14 protein-coding genes and 4 tRNA genes are annotated in these 12376 nt (G+C 32.2%); 11 read left to right on the top strand and 7 right to left on the bottom strand.

All coding sequences use genetic code 11. The annotated features are described in order from the left end of the window. Positions 1-31: 31 nt before the first annotated feature. Positions 32-511 carry a sll1863 family stress response protein gene (locus ACXIHB_RS14795; protein ID WP_462098545.1) on the bottom strand — a complete coding sequence of 160 codons (480 nt, stop codon included), beginning with the start codon at positions 509-511 and terminating at the stop codon, positions 32-34. A 67-nt stretch (positions 512-578) separates the two neighbouring features. Next, positions 579-953: an arsenate reductase family protein gene (locus ACXIHB_RS14790; protein ID WP_462098544.1), complete on the bottom strand. Its 375-nt coding sequence runs from the start codon at positions 951-953 to the stop codon at positions 579-581. Positions 954-1096: 143 nt separating this feature from the next. Here ACXIHB_RS14790 and ACXIHB_RS14785 point away from each other — a divergent pair, with 143 nt between their 5' ends. From ACXIHB_RS14785 to ACXIHB_RS14770, 4 genes are all read left to right on the top strand, one after another. Then, positions 1097-1408 carry a hypothetical protein gene (locus ACXIHB_RS14785; protein ID WP_047789242.1) on the top strand — a complete coding sequence of 104 codons (312 nt, stop codon included), beginning with the start codon at positions 1097-1099 and terminating at the stop codon, positions 1406-1408. Positions 1409-1512: 104 nt separating this feature from the next. After that, a tRNA-Gly gene (locus ACXIHB_RS14780) sits at positions 1513-1585 on the top strand. Between the two features lie 43 nt (positions 1586-1628). Next, positions 1629-1701: transfer RNA gene (locus tag ACXIHB_RS14775), tRNA-Gly, on the top strand. A gap of 42 nt (positions 1702-1743) precedes the next feature. Next, positions 1744-1816: transfer RNA gene (locus tag ACXIHB_RS14770), tRNA-Gly, on the top strand. Between the two features lie 33 nt (positions 1817-1849). On the opposite strand, the gene ACXIHB_RS14765 is transcribed toward ACXIHB_RS14770, so the two are convergent. After that, complete coding sequence (locus ACXIHB_RS14765) at positions 1850-2491, bottom strand: rhomboid family intramembrane serine protease (protein WP_462098543.1); 642 nt, start codon at positions 2489-2491, stop codon at positions 1850-1852. Between the two features lie 87 nt (positions 2492-2578). Here ACXIHB_RS14765 and ACXIHB_RS14760 point away from each other — a divergent pair, with 87 nt between their 5' ends. Further along, positions 2579-3487 (top strand): lysophospholipid acyltransferase family protein, encoded by a 909-nt coding sequence (locus ACXIHB_RS14760; RefSeq protein ID WP_462098542.1) that lies wholly within the window; start codon positions 2579-2581, stop codon positions 3485-3487. 81 nt (positions 3488-3568) lie between these two features. Here the strand turns inward: ACXIHB_RS14760 and ACXIHB_RS14755 are convergent. From ACXIHB_RS14755 to ACXIHB_RS14745, 3 genes are all read right to left on the bottom strand, one after another. After that, positions 3569-3644: transfer RNA gene (locus ACXIHB_RS14755), tRNA-His, on the bottom strand. Between the two features lie 55 nt (positions 3645-3699). Continuing rightward, complete coding sequence (gene bshB1, locus ACXIHB_RS14750; RefSeq protein ID WP_047789245.1) at positions 3700-4416, bottom strand: bacillithiol biosynthesis deacetylase BshB1; 717 nt, start codon at positions 4414-4416, stop codon at positions 3700-3702. Positions 4417-4479: 63 nt separating this feature from the next. Then, positions 4480-5889 carry an MATE family efflux transporter gene (locus ACXIHB_RS14745; RefSeq protein WP_462098541.1) on the bottom strand — a complete coding sequence of 470 codons (1410 nt, stop codon included), beginning with the start codon at positions 5887-5889 and terminating at the stop codon, positions 4480-4482. A 152-nt stretch (positions 5890-6041) separates the two neighbouring features. On the opposite strand from ACXIHB_RS14745, the gene ACXIHB_RS14740 reads away from it, so the two are divergent. The 6 genes from ACXIHB_RS14740 to ACXIHB_RS14715 all read left to right on the top strand — a co-directional run bounded on the left by ACXIHB_RS14740 (position 6042) and on the right by ACXIHB_RS14715 (position 11358). Continuing rightward, positions 6042-6800, top strand: coding sequence for a Rossmann-like and DUF2520 domain-containing protein (locus tag ACXIHB_RS14740; protein WP_159492448.1), 759 nt, complete (start codon positions 6042-6044; stop codon positions 6798-6800). Next, positions 6784-7311: a KdsC family phosphatase gene (locus tag ACXIHB_RS14735; RefSeq protein WP_047789248.1), complete on the top strand. Its 528-nt coding sequence runs from the start codon at positions 6784-6786 to the stop codon at positions 7309-7311. Before ACXIHB_RS14740 ends, ACXIHB_RS14735 begins: the two co-directional genes overlap by 17 nt. Before the next feature lie 50 nt (positions 7312-7361). After that, on the top strand, positions 7362-7787 hold the full coding sequence (locus ACXIHB_RS14730; protein ID WP_047789249.1) for a DUF2147 domain-containing protein: 426 nt from the start codon (positions 7362-7364) through the stop codon (positions 7785-7787). 114 nt (positions 7788-7901) lie between these two features. Further along, positions 7902-8342, top strand: a complete 441-nt coding sequence (locus tag ACXIHB_RS14725) for an RrF2 family transcriptional regulator (RefSeq protein WP_047789250.1) — start codon at positions 7902-7904, stop codon at positions 8340-8342. 66 nt (positions 8343-8408) lie between these two features. Further along, positions 8409-9128: an iron-sulfur cluster repair di-iron protein gene (gene ric / locus ACXIHB_RS14720; RefSeq protein WP_462098540.1), complete on the top strand. Its 720-nt coding sequence runs from the start codon at positions 8409-8411 to the stop codon at positions 9126-9128. A gap of 10 nt (positions 9129-9138) precedes the next feature. After that, on the top strand, positions 9139-11358 hold the full coding sequence (locus ACXIHB_RS14715) for a nitric-oxide reductase large subunit (RefSeq protein ID WP_462098539.1): 2220 nt from the start codon (positions 9139-9141) through the stop codon (positions 11356-11358). Between the two features lie 57 nt (positions 11359-11415). Here ACXIHB_RS14715 and ygiD read toward each other — a convergent pair whose 3' ends face one another. Next, positions 11416-12246: a 4,5-DOPA-extradiol-dioxygenase gene (gene ygiD, locus ACXIHB_RS14710; protein WP_239180771.1), complete on the bottom strand. Its 831-nt coding sequence runs from the start codon at positions 12244-12246 to the stop codon at positions 11416-11418. Positions 12247-12376 lie beyond the last annotated feature (130 nt).

Raw genomic sequence — 12376 nt, 5'->3', positions numbered from 1 at the left:
TTTTTAAGATGGATCATTTGTAAAATGTATATTAACTATTTAATTCATCAGCTAATTTATCAAAAGCATTCTCTACATCATCATAAGCTTTCTCAAACCCTTTTTTCACATCATCCCAAGTATCTTCAGAACTATTCTTTAATTTTTCCATGCTTTCTTTAAGTTTTGTTCTTTTATTTTTTAAAGAAGCTAACAATTCTTGACGCTCTTTCTTTACACTTTCACTTGCATCATTATAACTATCACTTACATTTTTCTCTAATTTATCAATCTCAGCATCTAATTTATCTATTCCTTTGTTAATTGATTTTGTTACCTCATTTTTCTTTTCAAAAGTATAATCACCTAGGTCAGAAAAACTCTCTTCAATTTCATCTATTCCTTCTTCTACGCTCGCTTCCACTTCATCCATTTTTTCTTTTACCTGTTCTTTTTTTTCTTTTTTGTTTTCACAAGAAACCATTACAACTGCTGTTAATAATGTTGCTAAAATTAATTTTGATATTTTCATAATTATTCAGTTTAAATTTATACCTACTCTCTTAAAGGGTTTTCGGCTTACTCCCTAAAATTATTTTCTAATTATCTAACACATTCATCATATCAGTTTTTTCTTTAATTCTCAAAGCTTTATCTGCATTAACAACAATAGGAACCTGTAACAAACTAGGTTTGCTATTTATTAATTTCAACCAGTCTGTCTCATCAAAGCTCGTTACACCTCCTACATTCTCAGCATTTGAGTGCTTAGGTGAAAACAACTCTCCTAATGTTACATTTAACATAGCAGCTATTTCTAACCATATTGTATCTGAAATTTTTTCTTTACAAATATTTATAATCTGTAGCTTTTTATCTACGGCAGAAGCATAAGCTAACATTTCTTTACTAAAACTGGATTCACAGGAGTAAATAAATAATAATTGCCTTTTATGTTTTGCTAACACAGTCATTAATTTAGTTTATTAATTTATTACAAAATTAGTTTCATATGGTTTTATAAATTAACTTAAATAGATTAATATTTAACTCATATAAGTTAATCTTGTTCTTTTTGATTCTATACTTTTGAATGTAACTTTAATACTCATACACTATGAATAACAATTCTAAACATGAAATAAATAAAATTGAATATTATAAAAACAAAGGATATACTGCTAGTTATCATCTTATTAATAATAAATTAATTGACGTAGATACTAAAAAAGAATATACCGTTAAAGACGTTACTATTGATGAAGAGTATAGGTATGAAGGTTATTCTAACCCTGCTGATTTAAGTATTCTTTATATATTAACAATGCACGACGGAACAAAAGGCACTATTTTAGCTGCTTATGGCCCAAGTGCTAATATTGAATTAACTTCTTTTTTAAATAAGTGTTCTTCTAAAAAAAATACTTAACTCATTATCTGACACTTATAAAAAGTGTGCTTTTTTTTCATTTTTTTTTACAAAAAAGTCTTTGTAAATAACAAAAGCAGTATTATATTTGCAACCGCTTTACTGCGGGAGTAGCTCAGTTGGTAGAGCGTCAGCCTTCCAAGCTGAATGTCGCCAGTTCGAACCTGGTCTCCCGCTCAAATTTTTACATAATTGTAAGAAATTACAAAAAGTCTTTACCGCGGGAGTAGCTCAGTTGGTAGAGCGTCAGCCTTCCAAGCTGAATGTCGCCAGTTCGAACCTGGTCTCCCGCTCAAATTTTTACATAATTGTAAGAAATTACAAAAGTCTTTACCGCGGGAGTAGCTCAGTTGGTAGAGCGTCAGCCTTCCAAGCTGAATGTCGCCAGTTCGAACCTGGTCTCCCGCTCAAAAAAAACCGAAACTAATGTTTCGGTTTTTTTTATTTATTTAGCTTATCTCCAAATAAAAACAATCCTAGAATAATTACTCCCATAATACCAACCATTATTGTATGATTTGTTATCACACCTGGTCGCAACACTAATGTTATCAAATATCCACCAATAGCACCTCCTAAATGAGCGGAATGACCGATATTACCTACTTGGTTTTTCATTCCGTAAATAGAATACAATAAATATCCTACACCAAAAATATATCCTGGAATTGGTATTGGTATTGGCAACATAACCAACTCCATACTTGGATATAACATTATAGAAGAAAATATTACTCCAGACACAGCTCCTGATGCACCAACTGCACTATAATAAGGCATTTTTTTATGTTGATACAACGAATACATACTTCCCGATATTAAACTTACAAAATAGATTAAAATAAAATTGAATGTACCAAAACTTGAGTCAACTACTTTTCCAAATAAATACAAAGCATACATATTAAATCCTAAATGCAACCAATCTACATGCAAAAAACCTGAAGTTAACATTCGTATTTTTTCTCCCCCTAATATTCTTTGAACTTGAAATTTATAACGATCAAAAAAAGCTGCATCACTAAATCCTTTTAAAGATACCAACACATTAGCTACAATTAGTATAATAATAATTTGACTCATAATTTATGTTTATCCACAAACATAAACAAAAGTTAACAAAACAAATCATTCAGTAATTAATACGATATTTGTCAAAAATATCATTTAATGAAACTATTCTTATTTATTATTGTTTATCCACTAATATGGATGCTATCAATTTTACCCATGAGATTATTATATATAATTTCTGACTTTTTCCGTCTTATTATATTCAACCTTATAGGATACCGTAAAAAAGTGGTTGTAGAAAATCTAAAAAAAGCTTTTCCAGATAAAAGCGACAAGGAAATAAAAAACATTGCAAGAAAGTTTTACAAACACTTTGTCGATTTAATTTTTGAAAGCATTAAGTCTTTTACCATTAGTAAAAAAGAAATACATAAACGCTACAAATACAAAAACCCTGAACTAGTAAACAAACTAACTAAAGAAGGTAAAAGCATTGCTTTAGTAGGAGCACATCAAGCTAACTGGGAATGGTCTTTTGGACTTCCTTTAGTTTTGAACGGAGAAGTTTTTGGTGCCTATACAAGGCTTGCCAACAAATACTTTGAAAAAGCTGTAAAAACTTCAAGAACTAAATTCGGAATTATTGGTTTAAAAACTTCTGAAACCGTCAAAGGAATTCACAAAAATTACAAAAATAAAACACAAGGAATATACATATTATTAAGCGATCAATCTCCTCAAATACACAAAACTCATTATTGGGCTAAATTCTTAGGTATTAAGGTTCCAGTACATACTGGAGCTGAAATACTTTCAAAAAAATATAACTTTGCTGTAGTCAACTATGTTGCAAAAAAAGTTAAGAGAGGTTATTTTGAAGTTGAATTTGAACTGATAACAGAAAATCCAAAAGATTTCGAAAACTATCAAATAACAGACAAGTATTTAGAAATTACCGAAAAAAATATCAAAGCACAACCAGAGTTTTATTTATGGACACACAAACGCTTTAAACATAAAGACAAATACGCGCAATGGCTAGAAAACAGAAAAGCTTCTCAATAAACTGAGAGGCTTTTTTATTCAACACTAATTTTAAAAGTAAATTTAAAACACAAAAAAACCTCCTCAAATTGAGAAGGTTTTGGGTGAAAGACCGGGTTCGAACCGGCGACCTCCGGAACCACAATCCGGCGCTCTAACCAGCTGAGCTACAATCACCATGTAACTTGCGGGTGCAAATATACATTCTTTTTACATTGTGGCAAAACTTTTTTTTAAATTAATTTACTTAAATTTTCTACTGCCACGTAACGTTCTGATGTAAAGCCTTCTGCAAAATCAACTCCTATTAATCTACCCAAATCTCTTGCCCTATACTCTATACTATCGGTAAAGTTTTTACTAGTTATAGGCGTTTCTGGCTCATTACTTTTCGGATCAAAAAACTGTGATGAATACGCCATAACTGAACTTATTTTTTTGTCCATAAAACCAGTAACATCTACCACAAAGTCAGGTTCAATATTTTTCCATTGTATATAGTGATAAACTTGTTTCGGTCTCCATTTTTCTTGTTGAGCTCCATCTAACTCAGTTACTATTTTAAGCAAACCACTTAAAAAACAAGCATCAGACACTAACTGACTTCCTTTAGAATGATCAATATGGCGATCATCAATAGCATTACACAACACTATTTCTGGTTGATACTTACGTATCATTTTTATAACCTCTAGTTGATGTTCTTTATCATTTTTAAAAAAACCATCTGCAAAACCTAGGTTTTCTCGTATTGATACTCCTAAAATATCAGCGGCTATTGATGCTTCTTTATCACGCAATTCGGCAGAACCTCTTGTTCCTAACTCTCCACGAGTTAAATCAACTATCCCAACTTTTTTTCCTTCTGAAATTTCTTTAGATAAGGTCGCTGCACATCCTAATTCAACATCGTCTGGGTGCGCTCCAAAAGCTAATATATCTAGTTTCATTTATTGTATTGTTTTATATAGTACTTCCTTTAAAATAATTATAGCTAATTTACTAAATGAAGTTTACACTTTAACTGTTTTCCATTTTCCTTTTTTAAACATCCAAATACCAACAACAGCTATTAAAATTTCTGCTAAAGTTATTGCTAAAAAGACTCCTATAGGACCAAAATCTAACGTAATAGCCATTATGTATGCAAACGGTAATTGAAATAACCAGAAGCACACAAAGTTGATATAGGTTGGTGTTTTGGTATCTCCTGAACCATTAAAAGATTGAATTACAACCATTCCATAAGCATATGCTATGTATCCAGCTGCCATAATTTGCAAACACAAAGCTCCATTTTCAACAACTTCAGTCTTTTCAGAAAACCATCCTAAAAAAGTTGGAGCAAAGAATATATAAATCAATGAGACTGCTCCCATAAAAATTGCACAATATTTACTCGTTATCCAAACAGACTTCTCTGCTCTCTCTGGTTGTTCTGCTCCTAAATTTTGACCTACCAATGTTGCTGCTGCATTACTCATTCCCCAAGCAGGCATCAAGGTAAACATCATTATTCGAATGGCAATTGTATACCCTGCTAGCACTTCACTACCAAATTCTGACATAATTCGCATTAAAAACACCCAACTTGAAGTTCCGATAATAAACTGCCCTATTCCTCCTAATGACACTTTTATTAAGTTTATCATTACAGAAACTCTAACCACTAAATCTTTAAACGCTATTTTTATTTTACCTGCTCCAAAAAACAATACTCCTAATTGCGCTATAACTGCCGTCCCTCTTCCAATCGTTGTTGCAATAGCCGCTCCCTCTACTCCATATGCAGGTATTGGACCTAACCCAAAAATAAAAATAGGATCAAGTATAATATTTAATCCGTTTGATAAAATCAGCGTCCACATTGCAATGGATGCATTTCCCACTCCTCTAAAAACAGCATTGATTAAAAACAATAACATTACTGTTATGTTTCCACCCAATAATACACGAGTATATCCGTAACCTTCAGCAATTAAATCAGGCTCGCCTCCCATAAGTGCTAATATTTCCTTCGGATATACAATTCCAACAATACTAATAAGGATAGAAATAAAAACTCCTAAAAATATAACTTGCACTGCTGTTTGATTTACTCCTTCTAAATCCTTCTCCCCTGTTCTTCTAGCGACTAAAGCTGTTGCTGCCATACTTAACCCTATGGCTACAGCATACACTAACGTAAGTACAGACTCTGTTAACCCTACAGTAGCTACAGCATTTACGCTTACTCTAGATACATAAATAATATCTACCAAGGCAAAAATAGATTCCATCAGCATTTCCAAAATCATCGGAATTGCTAATACAAAAATTGCTTTACCAATACTTCCTGTCGTAAAATCTTGCTGTCTTCCTAAAACAGCATCTTTAAAAAGTGAGAATATAGTTTGTTTTGATGTTTGATTGTTTTCAGTCATTATAAAGTTTTATAAATACATAAAATTGTCTTAAAAGAAATAAGACATAACTATTTGTTGCTCAAGCAACACAACTATTTGAGGTGACTTATACAATCATAATGGTACAAATATGCGAAAATAATTTTAATTAATTTCAATATCTTCGTGCTATGATTAAGGTTGCCATTATAGGAGGCGGTAATGTAGCTACACATTTAGCCAATGCTTTTAGTAAAACAAACGAAGTATCGTTAGTACAAATGTATGCTCGAAATATAGAGCAAATAGAGCATTTAAAAGAAGTTACTCCTATTACAAATAGTATAGAACTTTTAACAGAAGCCGATGTGTATATCATTGCGGTTTCTGATGATGCTATTGGTGATGTTTCTCGTAAAATTGAACAAAAAAACGGCTTAGTTGTACACACTTCTGGTAGTGTAGCTATGCAATCGTTACAAAACAGTGGACGCAAGGGTATTTTTTATCTATTACAAAGTTTTTCTAAAGACAAAGATGTAAACTTTGATGAAATTCCTTTTTGTTTAGAAGCTGAAAACGAAGAAGATTTGCAGTTATTAGAGACCCTTGCTAAATCTATTGGAAAAAAGGTATATCGAATCAACTCAGAGCAACGTAAACGATTACATGTTGCTGCCGTTTTTGTAAACAATTTCACTAATCACATGTATAAAATTGGTGCTGATATTTGCAACGAATATCAAGTTCCTTTTGAAGTATTACTTCCATTAATTCAAGAAACAGCTCAAAAAATAACCGAATTGAGTCCTAAGGCAGCACAAACAGGTCCTGCCAAAAGAAATGACCAAAAAACTATTCAAAACCATTTAGCAATATTAAATGCTGAACAACAAGAAATTTATAAACTTATTACAAAATCAATCCAACAAAATGGAAAAGAGTTATAAAGAATACTTACCTCAAATAGATACCTTTATTTTTGATGTAGACGGAGTATTAACTAACGGAATCGTAACCGTTTTTCCTGACGGACAGCTTGTACGTCAAATGAATATTAAAGATGGATACGCCTTAAAAGCAGCTGTAAAAGCTGGTTATAAGGTTTGTATTATCTCTGGTGGAAAAAACGAAGGAGTGCGTACACGTTTAGAAGGCTTAGGTATTACCGATATTTATTTAGGAGCTCATGATAAGATTCAACAGTTTAATGAATTGGTTAAAAAATACAAACTAAACCCAGAAAACATAGTGTACATGGGAGATGACATCCCTGATTACCCTGTAATGAAACTCGTTGGTATGCCCTCTTGCCCTAACGATGCTGCTCGTGAAATACAACAAATTTCAAGATACATTTCTGATAAAACTGGAGGTAATGGTTGTGCTAGAGATATTATAGAACAAGTATTACGTGTACAAGGAAAATGGGATAGTAACTTTGATGCACAATACGATTAATTAATTGGAATACTTTTTGAGAATTAAAATACTATTAAAACTTTTAAATTATGAAAAAAATATTTTTTGCTTTATTATTTACAACCGTTAGCTTATCCATGAGCGCACAAACTATTTTCGGAAAATGGGAAAATCGTGACGAAGAAACCAATAAAGTTGATTCTGTAATAGAAGTATATAAAAAAGATGGAAAAGCTTACGCTAAAATTATTGAGATCACAGACAAAAATCGTCAAGAAGCTGTTTGTGATAAGTGTAGTGGAAAGCGTAAAAACAATCCTATTTTAGGAATGAATATTTTAACAGGTCTAAAAAAAGATGGTGATGAATGGAGTGGTGGAAAAATTTTAGATCCTAAAAACGGAAAAGAATATAAATGTTATATTAAACTTGAAAACGACAACAAGTTAAAGATTAGAGGCTACATAGGTTTTGCTGCCTTTGGTAGAACCGCTTACTGGTACCGAAAAAACTAAGTCTTAAAAACATTCAAAAGCATCATTTTTTTATGATGCTTTTTTTATAAAAAAATAAAAGACTTTAGTGTCTTTTATAAAGAAAACTAATATCTTTGTAACATATTATTTTATATGTTTTCAAAATCTTGTGAATACGGTTTAAGAGCAACTATTTTTGTTGCAGAACAATCTAGCTTAGATAATAAAGTTGGTGTAAAAACTATTGCTGCCGCTATTGATTCTCCTGAAGCTTTCACAGGGAAAATATTACAAATTTTAACAAAAAATAATATCATTGATTCTATTAAAGGTCCTTATGGCGGATTTGTAATTAATAAAGCTGACCTTAAAAAAATTCGCTTAAGCGATGTGGTTCGTGTATTAGATGGTGATAGTATTTATACGGGTTGCGGATTGGGTTTAAAACAATGCGACGATAGCTCTCCTTGCCCTCTTCACTTTAAATTTGTAGAGATTAGAGATAACTTAAGAAAAATGTTAGAAGGAAACACCCTACATGATGTATTATACACCAACGACAAGAAAAATACTTTTTGGCTAAAACGAGAATAAAAAAATTTAGAATAATAAAAGATAAAAAGGTCTTTTTATAATTTATAAACATTAAATAAAAACAAAATGAAGATAAATAACAACTCAATAGTAGCAGACATAGTTGCAAATAACTATAAAACAGCTACAATTTTTAAACTATACGGAATTGATTTTTGCTGCAACGGTAACAGAACTATTCAAGAGGTTGCTAAAAAAAAGAACATTGCTCCTGATATATTAATCAATAAACTAACTCGCATTGATAAAGGTTCTAAATCTACTAACGATTATCAAAGCTGGTCCTTAGATTTTTTGTGTGATTATATCTACCAAAATCACCATACCTATGTGGAAAAACAAATTCCTGAAATTTTAGAATATTTAACCAAACTAGCTAAAGTACATGGTAACAACCATCCTGAGCTACACGAGGTTTTACAACTCTTTAAAGAAAGTGCTGGGGAACTTACTACACATATGAAAAAAGAGGAACTTATTTTATTTCCTTTTATTAAAAAGTTAGTTGAAGCAAGTAACTCAAACACTCCCCTTTCTCCTCCTCCATTTGGTACGGTAGAAAATCCTATAAACATGATGCACACAGAGCATGATAATGAAGGCAATAGATTTAGAATAATTGCAAAACTTACCAATAATTACACTCCACCTGAAGACGCTTGTAACACTTATAAAGTTGCTTTAGCAATGCTACAAGAATTTGAAGAAGACTTACACAAACACATTCATTTAGAAAACAATATTCTATTTAAAAAAGCAATCAAATTAGAAAATCAATTAAATTAAATAACTAATAATGAGAAAAATTTGGACTGGATTTATTGCAGTAGTGGTATTATCATTTATTGCATTAATATGGGTAGGTACAGAAATTTATCAAACCCAACCCCCTATACCTGAAACAGTAAAAGTTAACGGAAGTAATGAAACTATATACACTAAAAAAGACATACAAGATGGACAAAATGTTTGGGAATCTATCGGAGGAATGGAAGTCGGTTCTATTTGGGGGCATGGAAGTTATGTAGCTCCAGACTGGACAGCTGATTGGATTCATAAAGAAGCAGTTTACTTGTTAAACTACTGGGCTAAAAAAGACTTTAACACCAGCTATGATGCTTTAGATGAAGAAAACAAAGCTGCCTTAAAAGCTCGTTTGGTAAAAGATATTAGAACCAACACTTTTAATGAAAAAGACCAATCAATAACAATTTCTAAAGAGCGAAAAGAAGCCATTGAAGCAAACGCTGCGTATTATGCAAGCATTTTTTCAGAAGGTCATGAACAATATGCCATTCCAGAAGGAGCATTAACAGATACTGATAAACTAGCTAAGCTTAATGCCTTTTTATTCTGGACTTCTTGGGCTGCCAGTACAGAAAGACCCAATCAAGACTATACCTATACTTCTAACTGGCCTCATGAACCGTTAATTAACAATACAATTACTCCCGATTCACAACTCTGGTCAGGGTTCTCAATAATTTTATTGTTACTATTTATTGGAGTGTTGACCTATTACTACATTCGAAATCATGAAAAAGGAGAAGCAGTAACAAACCCAAACAACGATCCTTTATTAGACTTAAAGTTAGTCAGCTCTCAAAAAGCAGTATTAAAATACTTTTTAGTCATCTCACTTCTTATTGTATTACAAGTTGTATTGGGTATTGTTACTGTGCACTATACGGTAGAGGGTCAAGCTTTCTTTGGTTTTAATTTATCAGAATATCTTCCGTATTCAATCTCTAGAACCTGGCATACACAACTTGCTGTATTTTGGATTGCCGCTACATGGTTAGCAACAGGATTATTCTTAGCTCCAATTATTAGTGGTAAAGAAATGAAGTACCAAGTTTTCGGAATCAATTTCTTGTTTATAGCCTTATTAATTATTGTTTTGGGTTCTATGTTGGGAGAATGGTTAGGTGTGCACCAATTTTTGGATTTAACTACTAACTTCTTCTTTGGTCACCAAGGATATGAATACATGGATTTAGGTAGATTCTGGCAAATATTCTTAGGTATTGGTTTAATATTATGGGTAGTTATGGTTGGTAGACACGTACTGTATGGTATCCGTAAAAAAGACGACTCAAAACATTTACTTTCTATCCTATTAATAGCTGTAGTTGCTATTGGTATGTTCTTTTTCTCAGGATTAATGTATGGAGAAAACAGTTCTCTCCCTGTAATTAATTATTGGAGATGGTGGCTCGTACATCTATGGGTAGAAGGATTCTTTGAGGTATTTGCTACGGTGATTATTGCCTATATTTTCTCTCGTATGAAAATTATTTCTACCAAAACAGCAGGAAAAACAGCGATAGCCTCAGCTACCATTTTCTTAGCAGGTGGTATCATTGGTACCTTACATCACTTATATTATTCAGGAACTCCAGTACAAGCCATTGCCTTAGGAGCTACGTTTAGTGCTTTAGAAGTGGTTCCATTAACCTTAATGGGCTTTGAAATTAGAGAAAACTGGAATTTATTGAAAAAGAATGCTTGGATTCAACGTTACAAATGGCCTATCTTTTTCTTTATTGCTGTTGCCTTTTGGAACATGGTAGGTGCTGGTGTTTTCGGGTTCTTAATCAACCCTCCTATTGCTCTATATTACATTCAAGGATTAAACACAACTGCTGTACACGCACATACCGCACTATTTGGAGTATATGGAATGTTAGGTATGGGCTTTATTTTAATCTGCCTACGCTTGTATTCAAACATTGCTTGGAACGAAAAGCTCGTAAAAAATGCATTTTGGTTTTTAAATGGTGGGTTAGTTTTAATGGTTGTGTTAAGCTTACTACCTGTTGGTATAATTCAAGCTTACACTTCTATTACCAAAGGGTATTCTTTTGCCAGAGATCCTGAATTATTATACAATCCAACAGTACAAACTTTAAAATGGATGCGAATGATAGGAGATATTGTATTCTCTTTAGGTATTGTATGTTTCTGCTGGTTTGTGGTAAGAACAACGATTAATGCAATAAAACAAAAATCGTAACCCCTCCTTATTTTTATAAAAAGTCTGTTTAGACCACATCTATACAGACTTTTTTTATTATCCTATTTTTAGCGAGGTCATACTTAAAGAACCCGCTAATAGTTTATCATTAAAAAGCTGAATTTCTTCATTTTTTTGTTGCAATCCTAAACTATAAATTAACGGTAAATAATGATCTGGTGTTGGTATTGCAAGCTGAAAAGCTTTTGACTGTTTTGTATAATCAATCAAAGGTTGATAATTTCCTTCTAATAAATATGTGTTAACCGTTTCTCTTGCTTCAATAGCCCAATCATATCCGTAATTATCCTTATCAAAATTTTTCCAGTCAACCATTCGTAAATTATGAACAATGTTTCCACTACCAATAATCAATACACCTTTCTGTCTTAACGATGTTAGCTGTTTGGCTAATTCAAAATGATAGTTAGCATTTTTGGTATAATCAATACTCAATTGAATTACGGGTATATCAGCCTTCGGAAATAAATGTTTTAATACGGTCCAAGCACCATGGTCTAACCCCCAATGCTCATCTAATTCTACAAAATTAGGATGTAACAATTGTTTGGTTTCTTTTGCTAGTTCAGGACTTCCGATTGCTGGATATTGCTGTTCAAATAACTCTTGAGGAAAACCACTAAAATCATGAATTGTTTTAGGCTTTTCCATTGCTGTTACTTTTGTTCCTTTGGTAAACCAATGTGCCGAAACACAAATGATTGCCTTTGGCTTTGGAAGTGTTTTTGAAACATGTTGAAAACCTCTTGTAAACTCGTTTTCTTCAATCGCGTTCATAGGGCTACCATGTCCTAAAAACAATACTGGCATTGTTTGAGAAACAGGTAAACTATCTGATAACTTTTTTAAACCTCTTAATGTTCCCATACTCAAATTTACTGATGCTAACCCTAATAACTGTAAAAACGTCGTTCGTTTCATAAGGGATTCTTGTTTAACTCTATTTAAAAAACATACCCCAAACATTGGTTTGAGGTATACATACAATCTTAGTTGG

The organism is Tenacibaculum sp. IMCC1 (genome assembly GCF_054906355.1).
Note: the sequence above shows the minus strand (reverse complement) of the source record. Positions and strands in the feature narration are given on the sequence as shown.